Raw genomic sequence first — 19704 nt, 5'->3', positions numbered from 1 at the left:
GCCACTACAAGCTGGTCAGTGCAGGGGCTTGTCGGCCCCGACGAGCCACATCGAGAAGTACTGTGAGCCACCGCCGTAGGCGTGACCCAGGGCCTTGCGAGCACCGTCGACCTGATGGTCGCCGGCCTTGCCCATGACCTGGATCGCGGCCTCCGCGAAGCGGATCATGCCCGACGCGCCGATCGGGTTCGACGACAGCACGCCACCGGAGGCGTTGAGCGGGATACGACCACCGATCTCGGTGTCGCCGGACTCGGTCAGCTTCCAGCCCTCGCCTTCGGCGGCGAACCCGAGGTTCTCCAGCCACATCGGTTCGAACCACGAGAACGGCACGTAGATCTCCGCGACATCGATCTCGTCGAGCGGGTTGCTGATGCCACCCGACTTCCACAGGGCGGCAGCGGCATCCCGGCCGGCCTGCGGACTGACCACGTTGCGGTGCGCGAAGGACAGCGGCTCGGTTCGCATCGCGGTGGCGTGGATCCAGGCCACCGGGTTGCCGGCGGCGACCGCGTCGTCGGCGACCTGCTCGTCACCGATCACGACCGCACACGCACCGTCCGACGACGGACACGTCTCGTCGTACCGGATGGGGTCCCAGAGCATCTGCGAGCTCATGACCTTCTCGACGCTCTGATCCGGCTGATGCAGGTGTGCCAGGGGATTGAGTGCGCCGTTGCGACGATCCTTCGCCGCGACCATCGCGCCGATGTGCTCGGGCGCGCCCGACTGGCGGATGTAGGAGCGCACGTGCGGCGCGAAGAAGCCGCCCGCGCCGGCGCCGACCGGCTTGGTGAACGGGACGGGGATCGACAGCGCCCACATGGCATTGGACTCGGACTGCTTCTCCCACGCGACGGCGAGCACGCGCTTGTGGACACCCGCGAAGACCAGGGATGCGGCCACGTTCGCCGTCGAACCGCCGACCGAGCCGGCGGTGTGCACGCGGATCAGGCGCTTGCCGACCGCGCCGATGGCCTCGGCCATCGCGAGTTCGGGCATCATCGACCCCTCGAAGAGGTCGGGAGCCTTGCCGATGACGATCGCGTCGATGTCGTCGAGGGAGACCTTGGAATCGATCAGTGCCCCGTCGATGGCCTCGCGGACCATGCCGGCCATCGTGACGTCGGATCGCTTGGCGACGTAGCGGGTCTGGCCGGTGCCGAGGACCGCCGCACGGTTCTTGTGCCCCATCAGTTTTCGCCTCCCGCGTTGTTCTGGTCGCTCAGGGTGACCACCATGTTCTGCTGCAGCAGCGGACCGCTCGACGCGTGGGCGACGGCGGTTCCGGCGTTGCCGCTGAGGATCTCGTGGGCCGCGTACCCGATGCGCTGGAGTCCGGCCGAGAACAGCGAGTTGCCGGCGAGTGCCCCGCCGGACGGGTTGATCCGGACCGAATCGGGGAGGCCCAGGGCGTTGCGCACGATGATCTCCTGATGTGAGTACGGCGCGTGGATCTCGGCGACGTCGACGGCGCGGTTCGCGTCGCCGAATGCGGTGTCGCCGGCGAGCTTTGTCGACGGCGAGACGGTGAGGTCGCGAGCCCCGAAGTTCGGTGTGTCGATGCGATGGTCCCAACCGGTGACGAACGCCGGGTTCGCCACCAGCTCACGGGCTTTGCGCTCGCTGGCGATGACGACCGCGGCGGCCGCGTCGGTGTAGGGCGCGATGTCGTGGCGGCGCAGCGGATTCGCGACGTAGTCGCTCGTCAGCAGGTCGTCGACCGATCCGCCGGAGGTGCGGGCCCCGATGGCCGCCATGTCGGCCTCGGTCCAGGTCCCGGCGTCGATGCCGGCGCGTGCCTGCAGCGCGGCCAGCGAACGGGCATCGGGATGCAGCGGCGCGACCGTGTAGGGGTCGGTCTGCAGGGCGAGGGTCTGATCGGTGTTGCCCGCCGAGGCCTTGCCGAAGCCGTAGGCGAGTGCCAGATCGACCTCGCCCGTGGCGATCTTCACCCACGCCTCGTACAAGGCCCACGCGCCGTCCATTTCGACGTGGGACTCGTTGATCGGTGGCATCGCGCCGATCGAGTCGATCGCGGAGATGAACGAGAAGGCGCGTCCGGCAAGGTAATCCGACGAGCCGCTGCACCAGAACTCGATGTCGGTGCGGGCGATACCCAGTTCGGCGTAGAGCTTGTCGAAGCACGGGATGAGCATCTCGACACCGTTGGTGGTGCCATGTGTGCCCACGACGTTGGGGCTGTGGGCGAACCCGATGATCGCAATCGGTGGCAGTGTCATCAGAGGTGATCCTTGTAGGTCTCGTATTCGGCGTCGGGTTCGCCGGTGGGTGCGAAGTGGCTGATGTTGCCGATCGAGTACTCCCACTCGTCCTCGGGGAGCCAGACGGCCTTGACCCGCATGCCCATTCGCACGTCTGCGGCCTCGCAGTCGAGGATCAGGTGCAGGAACGGGATGTCGGCGCCGTCGAGCAGTACGTAGGCCGCGACGTACGGCGGTTTGATCCGCTGGCCCTGGAACGGCACGTTGACGATGCAGAACGTCGTGACGATGCCGGTGTGCGCGAGTTCGACGCGTTCGACGGCAGGCGACCCGTCGGCGGGGCTGACCCCGCGGGGCGGGAAGTACACGCGCCCCGCGTCGACTCCCGATCCGATCCGGGTGCCGATCAGCTTGCCCGCCTTCAGTCCTTCGAGGTACACGGACTCCTCCTCGTTGGCGGAGTGCGTGATCTCGGTGGTGACGGGGGTCGGGATGACGACGAGTCCGGTGTCGGCGCCCTTCGGGGCATCGGCGGTGTTCTCCGGTGCGGCGTCGGTGTTCTCGCCCGGCGCGAAGTAGGCGATGTCGTCGATGCGGCCGATCCGTGCGGCGGAGAAGACCGCGTGCACGCGCCGGCCGGTCGAGATCTCTGACGGAGAGTCGACCGAAACCGCGTGCAGCAGTGCGGTGTCCGCGCCGTCGAGTTTGATCAGCGCCCAGGCGAACGGCTTGTCGAGCGGCTGTCCGGGCACCGGGTCGTCGTGCCAGGTCCAGCTGGTGACGGTGCCGACGGTCGAGACCTCCACGATCTCCGTCGACTGTTGTCCGGTGACGGGATCGAATTCGACCGGCGGCACAGACACTTTGCCGTCGCTGCCCTTCGACCCCACGATCCGGCCGTCGCGCAGTGCGAGAGCGAACTGGCTCAGCACCGGGCCCAGCGACCGGGTGTAGTCGAAGGAGTTGATCAGGGGAGCGGTCAGGATCGGGGACTTCGGCTCGGGCACCGTGGCGATGGGACTGCCGGCAACCGGAGACGTTACGCTCATGCTCACATCTCGAGTAGAACACGTTCTAGTATTGGGCACAAGACGCATGTCAGGCTGTGAGAATCTCCGCGGCCGGCGAAAGGGGAATGCGAGTGAAGCTCGGTCTGCAACTCGGATATTGGGGTGCCGATCCGATCCCGAACGCGCCGGAGCTGATCGCGGTCGCGGAGGAATGCGGATTCGACGCGGTGTTCACCGCGGAGTCCTGGGGATCGGACGCCTACACGCCGCTGGCGTGGTGGGGTGCGGCGACGTCGCGCATCCGGTTGGGCACCGCGGTGGCCCAGCTGTCGGCGCGGCCGCCGACTTCGCTGGCGATGCACGCGCTGACCCTCGATCACCTGTCGAACGGCCGGCACATCGTCGGCCTCGGTGTCTCCGGGCCGCAGGTGGTGGAGGGCTGGTATGGCGAACCCTTCGGAAAACCGTTGGCGCGCACCCGTGAGTACGTTCAGGTGGTTCGTGACGTCCTCGCCCGCGCCGACAAGGTGACGAGTGCCGGACCGCACTATCCGCTGCCGTACCCGGCCGACGCGCCCGGCGCCACCGGCCTCGGCAAGTCGCTCAAACCGATCACACATCCGCTGCGCGCCGACCTCCCGATCTGGCTGGGCGCCGAGGGGCCGAAGAACGTCGCGCAGACCGCCGAGATCGCCGACGGCTGGCTTGCCATCTTCTTCAGCCTCGGGCTCGCCGATCAGTACAACTCCTGGCTCGACGAGGGATTCGCACGTCCCGGAGCACGCCGAAGTCGTGAGGACTTCGAGGTCGCGGCCACGGTGCAGGTCGTCATCACCGACGACGTGGCGTCGGCGATCGAGCGGTACCGGCCGTCGACCGCGCTGTATGTCGGCGGAATGGGCGCCAAGGAGAAGAACTTTCACGCTGAGCTCTACAAGCGCATGGGTTACGGCGACGTGGTCGACGAGATCGTGAGTCTGTTCCTGAGCGGCAAGAAGGCCGAGGCGATGGCCGCGGTCCCCGACGAGATGGTCCGCGAGACGATGCTCGTCGGTACCGCCGACGAGGTCCGCGCGCAGATCAAGGAATGGGAGGGCGCGGGTGTGACGATGCTGATGGTCACCGCGCGCGACACCGAGACGATCCGGCAGTTGGCGACGCTGGTGTAGTCGCCTCATCGCTCGGGCAGCAAGGGGTCAGAGGCTGTCGATGATCTCCGCGAGCGTCTCGTCGGCGAGCGGGAACGGTTGGTAGATCGCGACATCCGTGGCGATGTCGTGCGACCGTGCGCGGATCGTCGCGGCCACATCGCGTGGACTGCCGTGTGCGGCGATGAGTTCGAGGAGTTCGTCGTCGACGAGACCGGCCATCTCCGCCCAGCGGCTCTGCTTCGACAGCAGGTTCAGCTCGGTCTGGAGGTCCCCGTAGCCGTGCATCTCCAGCACCGGTCGATAGGCGGGCGTCGACCCGTAGAAGGACAGGAGACGGCGGGCCGCGTCGACCGAGGTGTCGAACTCCTCCGCGGTGCGACCGGTGGCGACGATGATCTCCGGGACCACCGCGAAGTCCGCGCGGGTACGTCCGGACGCGTCCAGGCCGGCGTCGACGCGCGGCAGGATCGATTCGCGGACGAATCGATCGGTGGTGAACGGCATGACGAGCAGGCCGTCGGCATGTTCGGCGACGGCGCGGGTGAGTCGGGGTCCCAGGGCGCCGACGTAGATCGGTGGCATGCCGTGTGGGTTGGGTCCCGGGTTGAACATCGGGGTCATGAGGCGGTGCCGATAGAACTCGCCGTCGAAGTCCAGCCGGGTGCCGTTCTGCCAGCAGTCGAAGATCGCCCGCAGTGCGGAGACGAACTCGACCATCCGGTCGACCGGCCGCTCGAACGGCACCCCGAACCGCTTCTCGATCTGCGGTCGGATCTGCGTGCCGAGTCCGAGGGTGAACCTGCCGCCGCTGAGCAGCTGGAGGTCGTTGGTCTGATGGGCGACCGTGATCGGATTTCGCGGGAACGCGATGGCGACGTTGGTCATCAGCGCGACGCCGTCGACGCCGGCCGCGCCGAACAGCGGGCTGAAGACGTCATGCGGGCCGTCGAAGGTGAAGATCCCGTCGATCCCGGCGTCTCGCAGTGCCCGGGCGCGTTCGGCCGCCTGCTGCGGACCGAAGAGTGCGGTGTGGATTCTCACCGGTGCTCGGTGGTCCTCACTCGCCGGTGAACTCCGGGGTGCGCTTCTCGGCGAATGCGCGGGGCCCGACCTTGGCGTCCTTCGACTTGAAGACCTTGATGCCGATCTCGGCGTCGATCGCGAAGGCGTCGAGTTCGTGGAGGCCCTCGGTCTCGCGGATGGTCTTGAGGATGCCCTGGACCGCGAGTGGTCCGTTGGCGGCGATCTTCTCGGCCAGCTCCAGAGCCTTGTCCAGTGCCTTGCCGTCGTCGACGACGTGCCCGATGAGGCCGTACTCGAGCGCCTCGCGCGCGGTGATGTGCCGGCCGGTCAGGAGGATGTCACAGGCGACGGTGTACGGGATCTGCCGGACCAGGCGCACGGCGCTGCCGCCCATCGGGTAGAGACCCCACCGTGCTTCGGACACGCCGAACTTCGCGCTCTCGCCGGCGATTCGGATGTCGGTGCCCTGCAGGATCTCGGTTCCGCCGGCGATGGCCGGGCCCTCGACCGCGGCGATGAGCGGCTTGGTCAGGCGACGGCCCTTGAGCAGGGCGGGCAACGACGCGGGGTTCCACGCGCCGGAGTCGACGGTGTCGCCAGGGGCCTGCTTGTTCATGCTCTTCAGGTCGGCGCCCGCGCAGAAGTAACCGCCCGCGCCGGTGAGGATCGCGACCCGGATGTCGGGATCGGAGTCGACCTGGTCCCACGCCTCGGTCATGATCCGCATCATCTCGGTCGAGAGTGCATTGCGCGCCTCCGGACGGTTCATCGTCACGATGAGGATGTGCCCGCGCTTCTCGACGAGGCACTCGGGAGCCTTGTCGGTGACGGACTCGGTGGGGGTGGCTGTGGTCATCGCTGTCTCCCGGTCATATTCCGCACTTGCCCAGAACGATAACACGTTCTAATTTTGAGGCCATGGCCTATACGATCGCCGATCTCATCGAGCATGCCGTCGACCTGGTTCCGGAGCGCGTCGCCCTGGAATCCGGCGATCACGGCCGGACCTACGCCGAACTCGAGGCGCGCTCCAACGCGCTCGCCCACAAGCTCCGCGAACTGGGCGTGCAGCCCGGCGATCGGGTGGGCCTGTACAGCAGAAACACCCTCGAGTCCGTCGAGTCGATGATCGCCGTCTTCAAGGCGCGAGCGGTCATGGTGAACGTCAACTACCGCTACGTCGAGGCCGAGCTCGAGCACATCTTCACCGACTCCGGGATGAAGGTCCTGATCCACGAGCGACGGTACTCGCAACGGGTGTGCAACACGTTACCGAAATCACCGGCGATCGAGCACCGCATCGTGATCGAGGACGGGACGTCGGAAGACCTGTGCTGCGAGGGGCACGACGACGCGATCCGGTACGAGGAGGCCATCGCCGGGGCGCCGTCGGAACGCAACTTCGAGGACCGCTCCAACGACGACCTGTACATGCTCTACACCGGCGGCACGACCGGAAAACCCAAGGGCGTCGTGTGGCGCCAGGAGGATGTGTGGCGCGTACTCGGCGGCGGAATCGACTGGTACACCAGCGAACCCGTGCCCGACGAGTGGCACCTCGCGAAGACCGGTGCCGACGGTGGACAGCTCGTGCGCTACCCGATCCCGCCGTTCATCCACGGCGGCTCACAGTGGGCGATCTTCCAGTCGCTGTTCGCCGGCGGAAAAGCCGTGGTGTACCCCGAGTTCAGCGGTCCGACGGCCTGGGAGATCGTCGAGCGACACAAGGTCAACGTCGTGTTCATCACCGGTGATGCCATGGGGCGCCCGATGGTCGAGGCCCTCGGGCAGGGCAAGGAGTACGACCTGTCGAGCGTCGTCTCGATCGCCTCGTCGGCCTGCCTGTTCTCGCCGAGCGTGAAAGAGCAGTTCCTGGAACGCTTCCCGAACGCCGTCATCGTCGACGCGATCGGCTCGTCGGAGACCGGTTTCGGTGGTCTGGGCATCGTCGCGAAGGGCACACCGCACACCGGGGGCCCACGCGTGAACGCCGACAGCGAGACCCACGTCCTCCGTGAGGACGGTACGCCGGTGGAACCGGGCAGCGGCGAGATCGGGGTGCTCGCACGGTCGGGCCATGTGCCGCTGCGCTATCACAACGACCCGGAGAAGTCGGCGAAGACGTTCAAGGTCTTCGACGGCGTGCGCTACTCGCTGCCGGGCGACCACGCGGTTCTCGAGGCCGACGGCAGCATCACCATGCTCGGCCGCGGATCGGTGTCGATCAACACCGGCGGCGAGAAGGTCTTCCCCGAGGAGGTCGAGGGTGCGCTCAAGGCCCATCCCGATGTGTTCGACACCGTTGTGGTGGGCGTCGCCGACGACCGCTGGGGTCAGCGCGTCGCCGCGGTGATCGCCGCCCGTGACGGGGCACGTCCCTCGCTGGAGAGTCTCAACGACGTCGTGCGCAAGGAGCTCGCGGGCTACAAATGCCCACGCAGCGTCTGGTTCGTCGACGAGATCAAGCGTTCGCCCGCAGGTAAACCCGACTATCGCTGGGGGGCGTCGGTCACCGCCGAGCGTCCCGCCGACGAAGCGCTGTAGCGCCGGAAATGTGACAGAGGCGCTGTAGAGCGCCGGAAACGAGTGAGAGCAATGCGTACAGAACTGGCCGACAGGTTCGGCATCGAGTACCCGATCTTCGGGTTCACCCCGAGCCAGGATGTCGCGGCGGCGATCAGCCGTGCCGGCGGATTGGGTGTGCTCGGATGCGTGCGGTTCAACGAGGCCGAGGAACTCGACGAGGTCCTCGAGTGGATGCACGAGAACACCGACGGCAAGCCGTTCGGCGTCGACGTGGTGATGCCTGCCAAGATCCCGACCGAGGGATCCAAGGTCGACCTGGATTCGATGATCCCGCCGGAGCATCGGGCGTTCGTGGAACGCACGCTCGACGATCTCGGTGTCCCGCCGTTGCCGGGTGGTGATCGCGTGAATGCGGGTGTGCTGGGCTGGCTGCACTCGGTGGCCCGCTCGCATGTCGACGTCGCGATGGAGCATCGTCGTAAGTACGGGCAGATCAAACTCATCGCCAACGCGCTCGGATCGCCGCCGTCGGATGTCATCCAGACCGCGCACGACAACGGGGTGCTGGTCGCCGCCCTCGCGGGCGCGAAAGATCATGCGCTGCACCATGTCGAGGCCGGCGTCGACATCGTCATCGCCCAGGGCTACGAGGGGGGCGGCCACACCGGCGAGGTCACCTCGATGATCCTGTGGCCCGAACTCGTCGACGCGGTCGGCGATACCGCACCCGTGCTCGCAGCAGGCGGCGTCGGCAGCGGACGGCAGATCGCCGCGGCCATCGCGCTCGGTGCGCAGGGCGTGTGGATGGGCACGTACTGGCTGACCGCCGCCGAGTACAAGCTCGGTGTGCCGGAGGGGTCGGACAAGCCGTCGACGGTACAGCAGGCGCTGCTCAAGGCGACGTCGCGCGACACGGTGCGTCGTCGTATCTACTCGGGAAAGCCCGCACGTCTGCTGAAGACGGCGTGGACCGACGCCTGGGACGCCGAGAACGCTCCCGAACCGCTGCCGATGCCGCTGCAGAACCTGCTCGTCGCCGAGGCGCACGCGCGCATCTCGGCGGCCGACGATCCCGACGTCGTCGCGATGCCGGCCGGCCAGATCGTCGGACGCTGCAACGCGATCACCCCGGTCGCCGACCTCATCGCCGACCTCGTCAGCGAGTACGAGGAGGCGGTCGGGCGGATGAACAAGACGCTCGGCGGCTGACTCACCCCGCACACCCACCCCTTTTCGGCAAACCCAGCACCCGCGCGGGTGGTGGAAACGCCGACAAGGGGTGGGTGTGCGTCAGGGGCGGTAGGTGCGACCCTCGCGTCGCCAGGTGGGCGGGCCGGGATCGGATGCCAGGAGGCGCTTCACCGTCTTGAATGTGGCGGTCTCGGGCAGCGAGTCGACGATCCGCACCCGGTGTGGCCATTGCTTCGGGCCGAGATCGTCCTGCGCGGACAGGAACTCGGTGAGTTCCTCGGGGTCCAGGTCACCGTCCGCGACGATCACCGCCTCGATCTCGTCCCCGATCTCCACCGGTATCCCGTGTACCGCGACCTGTCGGATCGTGGGATGCCGCAGCAGGATTCGTTCGATGGGTCCGGTGCCGAGGTTCTCCCCGTCGACGCGCAACCAGTCGCCGAGGCGGCCTGCGAAGTGCAGGTAGCCGCCGTCGTCCACCCAGGCGAGATCGCCGGTGTGGTAGACGCCGCCGCGCATGCGTTCGGCCGTCGCGTCGGGGTCGTTGTGGTAGCCGGCGAACAACCCCGGCCCCGAGGAGTTCACGATCTCACCGATCACGCCGGGCGGTACGGGTTCACCGGTCTCGACGTCGACGACGGCCGTCGGTGCACGAAGCGGACCCAGCGCATCGTGCGGGGTGTCCGGGGTCCGGGTGATCGCGACACCGCCCTCGGTGGAACCGAATCCGTCGACGACGCGGCAGCCGAAGCGGTCGGCGAAGCGTTGCCGATCGGCCGCCGACGCCTCGTTGCCGTACATGATGCGCAATGAGCTCGACGCGTCGTCGGGATGTGGGTCGGTGGCGAGGATGTAGTTGAGCGGCTTACCGACGTAGTTGGCGTAGGTCACGCCGTAGCGGTGGAGGTCGGCGACGAAGCCGCGTGCGGAGAAGTTGCGACGCAACGCGATCGACGCACCACCCGCGACGGCCACGCTCCATCCCGCGATCATCGCGTTCGAGTGGAACATCGGCATCGACAGATAGATGACATCGTCGGCACCGATTCCGAACCGGTCCGCGAGCATCGGTCCGCTGACCGCGAAGGTCCGATGCGTGCAGCGCACGGCCTTCGGATCGCCGGTGGTTCCCGACGTGAAGATCAGCATCAGCAGGTCGTCGGGCGTCGCTTCGACCAGCGGTGCCGCGCCACCCGATTCGATCACCGACGACCACTCCGGACCATCGACGTCGACGACGCGGACGTCACCGAGGTCGACGTCGGCAAGCAGGTCGCGGGTATCGCTGCCACACAGCACGATCTGGCAGTCGGCGCGCGCGACGTCGGCGGCGAGCGCGGCGCCGCGTCGGGTCGTGTTGAGTCCGACGAGGACGAATCCGTGCCGCGCCGCGGCCGCGAACAGGGCGCTGAACTCCGGTGTGTTGGTGAGCAGTACACCGACATGGGGTGGCCGGTCGGGTGACAACCACTCGAGCAGGACGTCCGCCCGGACCGCAGCGCCCTCCAGATGGCGTGCCCACGAGGTGAACTCCTCCTCGAAGTACACGCCGCGGTCGGTGACCTCGCTCAACGGGGCGAGCAGGTCGCCGACCGTCGACACCACCGACCCCGCCGACACCCGGCCCGGCGCGCTCACGCCGGGGTGGCGGCCAACTCGGCGCCGATCGCGCGCACCGACGCCGTCGCCGATCCGTAGGCGAACTCGTTGTGCTTGGCGCGCAGGAAGTATCGATGAACCGGATGGCTGGTGTCGAGGCCGACGCCACCGTGCACGTGGACCGTGGTGTGCGCTACCCGATGCCCGGCCTCCGCGGCCCAGAACTTGGCAGTGGCGATCGCGTTGTGCACCTCGGTGGCGTTGTCCGAGTTCGCCAGCAGCCAAGCGGCCTGGGTGGTCGTCAGCGCGAGACCCTGAGCGTCGATGTAACCGTCGGCGAGACGCTGGGCGACGGCCTGGAAAGAACCGATCGCCCGGCCGAACTGCTCACGCTCACGGGCATATTCGGCGGTCAGCTCGAGCGCGCGTTGCACGACACCCGACTGTTCGGCGCAACAGGCCAGCGTCACCCGTGCCCACAGGGCGCGCGCCACGCCGGAACCCTCGAGCACGGCGTCGGGATCCACCGGCACGTCGTCGAACTCGACCTGCGCGGTCGGTATCAGTCCGGTCGACGGCGCGGCCGTGACCCGGACCCCGGTCGAGTCGGTGCGCACGGCGACCACCACGACGCCATCGGGCCCGACCGCGTCGACGAGCAGCAGATCAGCGGCCTCGGCATAGGGCACGTTGACCTTGACGCCGGACAGTCGCGAACCGTCGGACGAGAGGGAGGTGGTGGGGGAGTCGGTGGGCGAGCCCAGGTCCTCCTCGACGGCCACCGAGACGACGAGACCACCCGAGGCCCCCGAAGCCAACACCTGCTCACGAAGAGCCGTCGACCCGTGCGCGGCGATGACCGGCAGTGCGGCGATCGCATGCGGTCCGAACGGCACCCGCGCGAGAGTCCGGCCGAGTTCGGCTGCGGCGAGTGTGTTCTCGATGATGCCGAGATCGCCGCCGGCATCGCCCGCGTCCTCCGATGTCAACTCGAGCCCCAGCAACCCCGCATTGCCGAGTTGTTGCCAGAGTTCGGCGTCGATCGGTGCGCGTGCGGATTCGAGTTCGGCGACGCGTTCGGGCGTGCTGACGGCGGTGGCGATGTCACGAGCCAGGCCGCTGACGTCGTCACCGGATTCGGGAAGGGAGAAATCCATGGTGTGTGTCTTCCGTGTCGGTCTCGGGGGGGTGATTTCGATACGCCGCGTGGTTTCGATACGCCGCGTGCTCGCTGCGCTCGCTCGGGGCTACTCAACCGGCGGGGGCGGCTCGCTCGGGGCTACTCAACCGGCGGGGGCGGCTCGCTCGTGGCTACTCAACCGGCGGGTGGGATCAGCGACGCTGGTGGGGAAGACCGAGGGCGAGCATGGCGATGATGTCGCGCTGGACCTCGTTGGTGCCGCCGCCGAAGGTGAGGATCAGCGAGGTGCGCTGGAAGCGTTCGAGCCGACCGTTGAGGTGGGCGCCGGGGCTTCCCGCGCGCAGCGTCGCCGCCGGTCCGACGACCTCCATCAGCAACCGGTAGGCCTCGGTGGCGAACTCGGTGCCGTACACCTTGGTCGCCGAGGCGTCGGCGGGGCTCGGCGCCTCGCCCGAACCGGCGATCGAGGCGATCTTCCAGTTGATCAACTTGAGGAATTCGACCTTCGCATGCACCCGGGCGAGATTCTGCTGAACCCACTGGGCGTCGATGAGTCGCTGTCCGTCGCCGGTCTTGGTGTGCTGTGCCCAGGCGATCGTCTCGCGCAGAGCGGTCTGGATCGGTGCCGCGCTGCACAGGGCGACACGCTCGTTGTTGAGCTGGTTGGTCACCAGCGGCCACCCGCCGCCCTCGTCGCCGACGATCGCCGACGTCGGTACCCGCACGTCCTGGTAGTACGTGGCGCTGGTGTCGACCCCCGACATCGTGTGCACCGGGGTGTAATCGAAACCCTCGGCGGTCGTCGGCACGATGAGCACCGAGATGCCCTTGTGCTTCTTGCCGCCTTCCTGCAGCGTCGACGGATCGGTGCGACAGGCGAGCCAGATGTAGTCGGCGTAGGGGACCAGGCTCGTCCACATCTTCTGGCCGTTGATCACGTAGTCGTCGCCGTCGCGGACCGCGGTGGTGCGCAGCGCGGCGAGGTCGGTGCCGGCGCCCGGCTCGGAATAGCCGATGGAGAAGTGCAGCTTGCCTGCCGCGATGCGTGGCAGGAAGAAGGCCTTCTGTTCCTCCGTGCCGTAGTGCATGATCGTCGGCGCCACCGAGTTGATGGTGAGGAAGGGAACCGGGGCACCTGCGATGGCGGCCTCGTCGGTGAAGATGAGCTGATCCATCATCGAGCGGTTCTGGCCGCCGAACTCGGTGGGCCACCCGAGGGCGAGCCAGCCGTCGGCGCCCATCTGCGCAACGACGTCGCGGTAGGCGTCGCCCTCGCCGAGTTCGCCGTCGCCGCCGGACAGCGCCGCGCGGCGCTCCTCGGTCATCAGGGACGAGAAGTAGCCACGCAGCTCCCGCCGGAGCTCGGACTGTTGATCGGTATAGGCGATTCGCATCGAAACTCCATGGGTGGGTGGCTAGCGTCCGAACCCCGCTTGTGGTCAAGTTATGGGGGAAGGCTCGTCTAGTTTCTGAAACACGTTCTAACCTGTTCTGGCAGCCCCGTCAACAGGCGACGAGCCGGTGAGGAGGAGGTTCTGATGCGTATCAAGGCAGATTTCGACCTGTGCGAGTCCAACGCCATCTGTGTGGGGATGGCACCGGACTTCTTCGACCTGGATGATGACGATTACCTGGTCATTCTCCAAGAGGAGATCCCCGCGGACCGCGTCGAGGAACTGCGGCAGGTGGCGGCCAACTGCCCGAAGTCCGCACTCTCGGTCGTCGAGGACTGACAGAGCTGGAACTCCCGTTCGGTTCCATCTGATCGGGAATCATGCTAGAACAGGTTCTAGTTTCAGCTCAGGAGGATGTCGGGTGGGTTACTCGTTGGACGGTCGCGTCGCGGTCGTCACCGGTGCAGGTGCAGGTCTCGGTCGGGCGGAGGCCATCGGTCTCGCCGCAGAAGGGGCCGCGGTCGTCGTGAACGACCTTCCGGCAGCGCTCGATTCGAGCGATGTCATCGACACGATCACCGCGACCGGTGGTCGAGCGATCGCCGTGCCCGGCGACATCAGCGACTCGTCCACCGCGACTGCCATCATGACCGCGGCGACCGAGCAGCTCGGTTCGCTCGACATCGTCGTGAACAACGCGGGCGTGGTTCGCGACAAGATGCTGTTCAACATGACCGACGACGAGTGGGACCTGGTCATCCGCGTGCACCTGCGCGGCCACTTCCTGCTCAATCGCAATGCGGCGTCGCACTGGCGTGCGGCGTCGAAGGCTGCTGGTGGTCCGGTCTACGGCCGGATCATCAACACCTCTTCGGAGGCCGGTCTACTCGGTCCCGAGGGGCAGGCCAACTACGGTGCCGCCAAGGCCGGCATCACCGCGCTCACGCTGTCCGCGTCGCGTGCACTCAAGCGTTACGGCGTTCGCGCCAACGCCATCTGCCCGCGCGCGCGGACCGCGATGACCGCGGACGTCTTCGGAGAGGCGCCCAGCGATGGCGTGGATCCGCTCGATCCAGCACATGTGGTCCGTCTCGTGACCTACCTCGCCGGCCCCGAAGCCGACGGCGTCACCGGACAGGTGTTCGTCGTATACGGCCCCAAGGTCACCCTCATGGCGGCACCCACGATCGACGAGGTGTTCACCGCCGACGGCGATGCGTGGGACTCGGAGGACCTGGCCAAGACTCTCACCGGCTACTTCGCCGACCGAGATCCGGGACGTACGTTCTCGGCAAGCGCTCTGGTCAACTGACTTAATCGCCGGGATTCTGCGTGATAGGTTTCGCGATGGTGCGAGGGTGAAGGGGGTCCGCTGGTGCTGAACAAACTGGCAACACCCCTCGGGGGGATCGGGGATTTCGTCGCGCTCGGCGTCGATTCGGCGCGTGAGCTCTTCCGTCGTCCGTTCCAGTGGCGGGAGACAGTCGAACAGTCGTGGGCCATCGCCCGGGTGTCGATGGTGCCGACCTTGCTCGTCGCAATCCCGTTCACGGTGCTCGTGAGCTTCACCTTGAACATCCTGCTGCGCGAGATCGGTGCGCAGGATCTGTCCGGTGCGGGCGCGGCCCTGGGCACCATCACCCAGATCGGCCCGATCGTCACCGTGCTGATCGTCGCAGGTGCGGGTGCCACGGCCATCTGCGCCGACCTCGGCGCCCGCACCATCCGCGAAGAGATCGACGCGATGAAGGTGCTCGGCATCAACCCGATCCACCGTCTCGTCGTCCCGCGCATCGTGGCGTCGACGGGCGTCGCCCTCCTGCTGAACAGCCTGGTCTGCACCATTGGCATCGGTGGCGGTTTCGTCTTCTCCGTATACCTCCAGGACGTGAACCCGGGCGCCTTCGTGGCCAATCTGACCCTGCTCACCGGCTTTGGCGAGCTGATGATCTCCATGGTCAAGGCCGCCTTGTTCGGCCTCTTCGCCGGCATGGTCGGCTGTTACCAGGGACTCAACGTCAAGGGAGGCGCGAAGGGTGTCGGCGATGCCGTCAACGAGACCGTCGTGTACTCGTTCATGGCACTGTTCGTCGTCAACGTCGTCGTCACCGCCGTCGGACTCAAAGCAACGGCGGGCTGAGCGATGGTACTTCCGTTCACCACCCGCTTCCGGACCGCGCGCGTCGCGGTGAAACGAGCCGGCGAGGACTGGGACCAGATCGGCGATCAGGCACTGTTCTACTGGGACAGCATCGTGTCGATCCCCCGTGCGCTCAAGCAGTACAAAAAGGAGACCCTCCGGCTCATCGCCGAGATCTCCATGGGCACAGGGGCACTCGCCATGATCGGCGGCACCGTCGTGGTCGTCGGCTTCCTGACGCTGTTCACCGGTGGCACCATCGCCGTCCAGGGCTACAGCTCGCTGGCCAACATCGGCGTCGAGGCCCTCACGGGCTTCTTCTCCGCGTTCATCAACGTGCGTATCGCGGTGCCGGTGATCTCCGGGATCGCGCTGGCCGCGACCATCGGCGCCGGCGCGACCGCGCAGCTCGGCGCCATGCGGGTGTCGGAGGAGATCGACGCCCTCGAGACGATGGCCATCTCCTCGATCCCGTATCTGGTCAGCACCCGCATCGTCGCCGGTCTGATCGCGATCATCCCGCTGTACGCGTTGGCGTCCCTGGCATCGTTTCTCGCGAGCCGCTCGGCGACGGTGTTCCTCTACGGACAGTCGCCGGGTGTGTACGACCACTACTTCGACACCTTCCTGATCCCGTCGGACATCCTGTGGTCGTTCGTGCAGGCCATCTGTATGGCCGTGGCGGTCATGCTCATCCACACCTATTACGGGTACAACGCCTCCGGCGGTCCGGTCGGCGTGGGCGTCGCGGTCGGCAACGCCGTTCGTGCCTCGCTGGTCGTGGTCGTCGTCATCACCCTGCTCACCTCCCTCGCCATCTACGGCGCGGACGGCAAGTTCAACCTGGCGGGCTGAGCGATGAGCAAGAGACAAGAACGGACACGGACCACCCGTCGCCTGGCGGCAGTCGTCATGGTCTCGGCGCTGCTGGCCCTGATCATCGGCGCCAGCGCGTCGTTCCTCGGCGCGTTCAAGGGAACCCAACAGGTCACGCTCGTCGCACCGCGCGCCGGCCTGGTGATGAATCCCGACGCCAAGGTCAAACTGCGCGGGGTCGAGGTGGGGCGGGTCGGCGAGATCACCGAACGCGGCGGCGACGCGATCCTCACCCTGGACATCGCCGACAGCGAGATGTCGAAGATCCCGGGTAACGTGGTCGCCGACATCAAGTCCAACACCATCTTCGGCGCCAAGGCCGTCAACTTCGTCGTCCCCGGCGAGGCCGAGGGAGAACTCACCGCGGGCGCGGTCATCCCCGCCGACCGCGTGGTCGTCGAACTCAACACCGTCTTCCAGCAACTCGTCTCGGTGCTCGCCGACCTGCAGCCCGAGAAACTCAACGCCACCCTCGGTGCGGTCGACACCGCGTTGTCGGGTCAGGGTGAGGACATCGGTGTGGCCCTGGAGCAGCTGACCACGCTGCTGGGCAAGACCAATCCGCACCTGCCGGCGCTGAACCGGTTGTTCCGAGAGGGGGCGACCGTCACCAACGTCTACGCGGACTCGATGCCGGACCTGATGCGCACCGTCGACAACTTCACCGTCGTCGGAAACACATTGGTGGACAACACCTCCAACCTCGACGCGCTGCTGATCAACGCCACCGGGATGGCCAACACCATCGACGGTGTCATCGCGCCGACCAAGAAGACGCTCATCGGCGCGCTGTCGGATCTCAATCCCATTGCTGCGCTGCTCGGTTACAACTCGCCGGGCATCAAGTGCTTCCTCACCGCGGGGGCCATCGCCTCGGAGGTCGCCAAACCGTTCATGGGTGGCCGCAACGGCATGCTGATGCTCGACGCCGGACTGTTCCCCGGCAAGGACCCCTACGCCTACCCGTATGACCTGCCCAAGGTCGGGGTCGAGGCACCGCCCACCTGCGCCGGTGGTCTCTCCGACCCGGGCAGTACCGAACACGCCCCGTTCTTCGTGGGCGACAACGCTCCTCAGCCCTACGAGCCCAGGACCAAGCCGAAGGTGAACTCGAAGAAGCTGTTCCAGATCCTGTTCGAAGAGCCGCCCCGTGGATAACCGCGCACGCGCGTTCCGCGCGACCCTCATCAAACTCGGCGCGTTCACCGTCGTGATGATCCTGGTGTTCGTCGCGCTGGTCGTGGTTTTCAGCCGGTACCGCTCCGGGGCGTCGAACGAGTTCTCCGCGGTCTTCACCAGCGCATCGGCGATGAAGTCGGGCAGCAAGGTCAAGATCGCCGGCGTCGAGGTCGGTTCCGTGGGCGGTGTGGAACTGAACCGGGCAAACGAGGCCGTGGTCACCTTCTCCGTCGACGAGCAGTACCCGCTCCCGAAATCCGTTCGGGCACTGATCCGGTACGAGAACCTCACCGGCGACCGGTATCTCGAACTCCAGCAGGGGACCGGTGACACCTCGAGCTTCCTCGGCGACGGTGCGCAGATCCCGATCACCCAGACCGAACCGGCACTCGACCTCGACAAACTCGTCGGTGGTTTCAAACCGCTGTTCCGGACCCTCAACGCCGACGACGTCAATGCGCTCACCAGCTCGCTGATCGCGGTCTTCCAGGGCCAGGGCGGGGCGCTGAACACCCTGCTGGCCAACACCGCGTCGTTCACCGATGCACTCGCCGACCGCGACCAGTTGATCGACAGCGTCATCAACAACCTGAACACGACACTCGCGACCCTCGACGGCGACCGCGCGGGACTCGACACCAGCGTGGACCTGCTGCAGCAGTTGGTGACCGGCCTCGCCGAGCAGAAGGGCACGATCGGCAATGCCCTCACCCAGACGTCGCGGGTCACGAACGGTCTCGCCGATCTGCTCTCGACAACCCGTCCCACGCTGCAGTCGATGGTCGCCAACACCGGTCGGGTGTCGGAGGAGCTGCTGGCCGCCGAGCCATTCGTCCGCAATCTGCTGACGCGCCTGCCGGAGGATTACAAGACCTTGTCGAACCTGGGTTCCTACGGTGCCTGGCTGCAGATCTACTTCTGCCGCATCCGACTACTGCTCCCCGCGCCGGGCGGACAGACGATCATCTACACCTCGAACAACGTCATGGGCGACACCACCCGCGCGGGCGGAAGGTGTGACGGCTCATGAGTCTTCCCTTCGGCGGCATGTTCTCCAGCCGCAGAACCGAATCCGACGAGGCCGACATCGCGCGCGAGCAGAAGCGCGGCGGACGCACCCGGGCGCAGGTGGGTGTCATCGGCATCGTGGTGATCGCGCTCGTCGTCATCACCGCCATGCAGATGGACAAGCTGCCGTACCTGGCACCCATCAGCACCTACAGCGCCTACTTCGACGACGCCGGCGGACTCGCCAAGGGCGACATCGTGGTGGTGTCGGGCGTGCAGGTGGGCACGGTGGAGGGCATCGAACTCGCCGGCACCGACCAGGGCACCAAGGTCAAGGTCTCGTTCCGGATGAACGACGAGGTCGAGATGGGCGACGAGACGCAGGCCGCCATCCGCACCGAGTCCGTGCTGGGCCGGCGCAACCTCACGGTCATCCCGCACGGCGGCGAACGGATCAAGCCGGGGGGATCGATCACCCTCGGCAACACCATCGCGCCGTATTCGTTGCAGGACGCACTCGAAGGCGCTACCGACACGATCTCGGGGACGAAGACCGACCAGTTGAACACCGCGCTGAACACGCTGTCGGTGACTTTCTCCGAGACACCCGACCAGGTGCAGGGCGCGGTCGACGGCGTCGCCCGGCTGTCGAAGGCCGTGGCCGACCGCGACCAGGAACTCCGTGCCCTGCTGGCCAAGGCCAATCAGGTCAGCAAGATCGTCGGAGACCGCAACGACCAGATCAACCGGCTGCTCATCGACGCCAACGCCCTGGTCGGCGAGATCGAGATGCGGAGATACGCGCTCAACCAGCTGATCAAGGGCATCGGCGACGTGACCGCTCAGTTGCGTGGCTTCATCGCCGAGAACAACGCACAGCTGACGCCGGTGCTCGAGAAGTTCGACCGGGTGGCGACGATCCTGACCGACAACGAGAAGAACCTGAAGGAGACGATCGATCGGCTCGGGCCTTTCGCCAACACCCTGGGCGAGGCGGTGGCGTCCGGTCCGAACTTCGACTCCCTGGTGGGCCTCAACAGCTTCGGCGACTACACCGCGACCTTCCTGAACGCGCTGCGCGGACGCTACCCGCAGGTCTGGCAGTCGCTGATGTATACCGGCTTCCCGTTGATCCCGGACTACTACAAGCTCGGTCCCCCCGACGGCACGGACTCGCCACGCGGCCCGCTGCCATCCCCGACCTATCCCACGCCGGCGCCGACCACGAGAGGGCGGTGAAC

General features: G+C 67.0%; 18 protein-coding genes. 10 read left to right on the top strand and 8 right to left on the bottom strand.

All coding sequences use genetic code 11. The features are described 5' to 3' along the window. Window positions 1–15: 15 nt before the first annotated feature. From NWF34_RS02420 to NWF34_RS02410, 3 genes are read right to left on the bottom strand one after another with little or no spacing between them, the layout of a single operon-like run. Entirely contained in the window at window positions 16–1194 is a 1179-nt protein-coding gene (locus tag NWF34_RS02420) for a thiolase domain-containing protein (RefSeq protein ID WP_024499330.1), read from the bottom strand. Beyond that, on the bottom strand, window positions 1194–2243 hold the full coding sequence (locus NWF34_RS02415) for a thiolase domain-containing protein (RefSeq protein ID WP_024499329.1): 1050 nt from the start codon (window positions 2241–2243) through the stop codon (window positions 1194–1196). Before NWF34_RS02415 ends, NWF34_RS02420 begins: the two co-directional genes overlap by 1 nt. After that, window positions 2243–3274 carry a Zn-ribbon domain-containing OB-fold protein gene (locus NWF34_RS02410; protein WP_258324153.1) on the bottom strand — a complete coding sequence of 344 codons (1032 nt, stop codon included), beginning with the start codon at window positions 3272–3274 and terminating at the stop codon, window positions 2243–2245. Before NWF34_RS02410 ends, NWF34_RS02415 begins: the two co-directional genes overlap by 1 nt. 92 nt (window positions 3275–3366) lie before the next feature. Here NWF34_RS02410 and NWF34_RS02405 point away from each other — a divergent pair, with 92 nt between their 5' ends. Next, entirely contained in the window at window positions 3367–4404 is a 1038-nt protein-coding gene (locus NWF34_RS02405) for an LLM class F420-dependent oxidoreductase (protein WP_024499327.1), read from the top strand. Between the two features lie 27 nt (window positions 4405–4431). Here the strand turns inward: NWF34_RS02405 and NWF34_RS02400 are convergent, their stop codons facing one another. Then, window positions 4432–5427, bottom strand: a complete 996-nt coding sequence (locus NWF34_RS02400) for a TIGR03617 family F420-dependent LLM class oxidoreductase (RefSeq protein ID WP_024499326.1) — start codon at window positions 5425–5427, stop codon at window positions 4432–4434. 16 nt (window positions 5428–5443) lie between these two features. Then, on the bottom strand, window positions 5444–6265 hold the full coding sequence (locus tag NWF34_RS02395; RefSeq protein ID WP_024499325.1) for a crotonase/enoyl-CoA hydratase family protein: 822 nt from the start codon (window positions 6263–6265) through the stop codon (window positions 5444–5446). A 62-nt stretch (window positions 6266–6327) separates the two neighbouring features. Between NWF34_RS02395 and NWF34_RS02390 the strand changes: the two genes are divergently transcribed. Both NWF34_RS02390 and NWF34_RS02385 read left to right on the top strand, forming a co-directional pair. Continuing rightward, window positions 6328–7953 carry an acyl-CoA synthetase gene (locus NWF34_RS02390; RefSeq protein WP_258324152.1) on the top strand — a complete coding sequence of 542 codons (1626 nt, stop codon included), beginning with the start codon at window positions 6328–6330 and terminating at the stop codon, window positions 7951–7953. A gap of 51 nt (window positions 7954–8004) precedes the next feature. After that, entirely contained in the window at window positions 8005–9144 is a 1140-nt protein-coding gene (locus NWF34_RS02385) for a nitronate monooxygenase family protein (RefSeq protein WP_258324151.1), read from the top strand. Window positions 9145–9225: 81 nt separating this feature from the next. Here NWF34_RS02385 and NWF34_RS02380 read toward each other — a convergent pair whose 3' ends face one another. The 3 genes from NWF34_RS02380 to NWF34_RS02370 form a co-directional block, all read right to left on the bottom strand. After that, window positions 9226–10764, bottom strand: coding sequence for a long-chain-fatty-acid--CoA ligase (locus NWF34_RS02380; RefSeq protein ID WP_258324150.1), 1539 nt, complete (start codon window positions 10762–10764; stop codon window positions 9226–9228). Continuing rightward, the gene (locus NWF34_RS02375) at window positions 10761–11882 is read right to left on the bottom strand and encodes an acyl-CoA dehydrogenase family protein (RefSeq protein ID WP_258324149.1); all 1122 of its coding nucleotides are present in this window, start codon (window positions 11880–11882) and stop codon (window positions 10761–10763) included. Before NWF34_RS02375 ends, NWF34_RS02380 begins: the two co-directional genes overlap by 4 nt. 175 nt (window positions 11883–12057) lie before the next feature. Next, window positions 12058–13260: an acyl-CoA dehydrogenase family protein gene (locus NWF34_RS02370; RefSeq protein WP_258324148.1), complete on the bottom strand. Its 1203-nt coding sequence runs from the start codon at window positions 13258–13260 to the stop codon at window positions 12058–12060. A gap of 144 nt (window positions 13261–13404) precedes the next feature. On the opposite strand from NWF34_RS02370, the gene NWF34_RS02365 reads away from it, so the two are divergent. The 7 genes from NWF34_RS02365 (at window position 13405) to NWF34_RS02335 (ending at window position 19702) form a co-directional block, all read left to right on the top strand. Continuing rightward, the gene (locus NWF34_RS02365) at window positions 13405–13599 is read left to right on the top strand and encodes a ferredoxin (RefSeq protein WP_005201561.1); all 195 of its coding nucleotides are present in this window, start codon (window positions 13405–13407) and stop codon (window positions 13597–13599) included. A gap of 82 nt (window positions 13600–13681) precedes the next feature. Continuing rightward, window positions 13682–14572, top strand: a complete 891-nt coding sequence (locus NWF34_RS02360) for a 3-oxoacyl-ACP reductase (RefSeq protein WP_006436989.1) — start codon at window positions 13682–13684, stop codon at window positions 14570–14572. A 63-nt stretch (window positions 14573–14635) separates the two neighbouring features. After that, window positions 14636–15400: an ABC transporter permease gene (locus tag NWF34_RS02355; protein ID WP_006436988.1), complete on the top strand. Its 765-nt coding sequence runs from the start codon at window positions 14636–14638 to the stop codon at window positions 15398–15400. A gap of 3 nt (window positions 15401–15403) precedes the next feature. Beyond that, the gene (locus NWF34_RS02350) at window positions 15404–16255 is read left to right on the top strand and encodes an ABC transporter permease (RefSeq protein WP_006436987.1); all 852 of its coding nucleotides are present in this window, start codon (window positions 15404–15406) and stop codon (window positions 16253–16255) included. A 57-nt stretch (window positions 16256–16312) separates the two neighbouring features. Further along, the gene (locus NWF34_RS02345; RefSeq protein WP_040004809.1) at window positions 16313–17434 is read left to right on the top strand and encodes an MCE family protein; all 1122 of its coding nucleotides are present in this window, start codon (window positions 16313–16315) and stop codon (window positions 17432–17434) included. Then, window positions 17427–18485: an MCE family protein gene (locus NWF34_RS02340; protein WP_006436985.1), complete on the top strand. Its 1059-nt coding sequence runs from the start codon at window positions 17427–17429 to the stop codon at window positions 18483–18485. Before NWF34_RS02345 ends, NWF34_RS02340 begins: the two co-directional genes overlap by 8 nt. Beyond that, window positions 18482–19702: an MCE family protein gene (locus tag NWF34_RS02335; RefSeq protein WP_006436984.1), complete on the top strand. Its 1221-nt coding sequence runs from the start codon at window positions 18482–18484 to the stop codon at window positions 19700–19702. Before NWF34_RS02340 ends, NWF34_RS02335 begins: the two co-directional genes overlap by 4 nt. Window positions 19703–19704 lie beyond the last annotated feature (2 nt).

This window comes from Gordonia sp. GONU, from assembly GCF_024733855.1.
Taxonomy (GTDB): domain Bacteria; phylum Actinomycetota; class Actinomycetes; order Mycobacteriales; family Mycobacteriaceae; genus Gordonia; species Gordonia amicalis.
Note: the sequence above shows the minus strand (reverse complement) of the source record. Positions and strands in the feature narration are given on the sequence as shown.

What these genes read in the sequence shown, in the direction of transcription:
- NWF34_RS02420 (WP_024499330.1), bottom strand. Translation starts at nt 1,194, where the DNA reads ATGGGGCACAAGAACCGTGCGGCGGTCCTCGGCACCGGCCAGACCCGC.
- NWF34_RS02415 (WP_024499329.1), bottom strand. Translation starts at nt 2,243, where the DNA reads ATGACACTGCCACCGATTGCGATCATCGGGTTCGCCCACAGCCCCAAC.
- NWF34_RS02410 (WP_258324153.1), bottom strand. Translation starts at nt 3,274, where the DNA reads ATGAGCGTAACGTCTCCGGTTGCCGGCAGTCCCATCGCCACGGTGCCC.
- NWF34_RS02395 (WP_024499325.1), bottom strand. Translation starts at nt 6,265, where the DNA reads ATGACCACAGCCACCCCCACCGAGTCCGTCACCGACAAGGCTCCCGAG.
- NWF34_RS02390 (WP_258324152.1), top strand. Translation starts at nt 6,328, where the DNA reads ATGGCCTATACGATCGCCGATCTCATCGAGCATGCCGTCGACCTGGTT.
- NWF34_RS02385 (WP_258324151.1), top strand. Translation starts at nt 8,005, where the DNA reads ATGCGTACAGAACTGGCCGACAGGTTCGGCATCGAGTACCCGATCTTC.
- NWF34_RS02375 (WP_258324149.1), bottom strand. Translation starts at nt 11,882, where the DNA reads ATGGATTTCTCCCTTCCCGAATCCGGTGACGACGTCAGCGGCCTGGCT.
- NWF34_RS02370 (WP_258324148.1), bottom strand. Translation starts at nt 13,260, where the DNA reads ATGCGAATCGCCTATACCGATCAACAGTCCGAGCTCCGGCGGGAGCTG.
- NWF34_RS02365 (WP_005201561.1), top strand. Translation starts at nt 13,405, where the DNA reads ATGCGTATCAAGGCAGATTTCGACCTGTGCGAGTCCAACGCCATCTGT.
- NWF34_RS02350 (WP_006436987.1), top strand. Translation starts at nt 15,404, where the DNA reads ATGGTACTTCCGTTCACCACCCGCTTCCGGACCGCGCGCGTCGCGGTG.
- NWF34_RS02345 (WP_040004809.1), top strand. Translation starts at nt 16,313, where the DNA reads ATGGTCTCGGCGCTGCTGGCCCTGATCATCGGCGCCAGCGCGTCGTTC.
- NWF34_RS02335 (WP_006436984.1), top strand. Translation starts at nt 18,482, where the DNA reads ATGAGTCTTCCCTTCGGCGGCATGTTCTCCAGCCGCAGAACCGAATCC.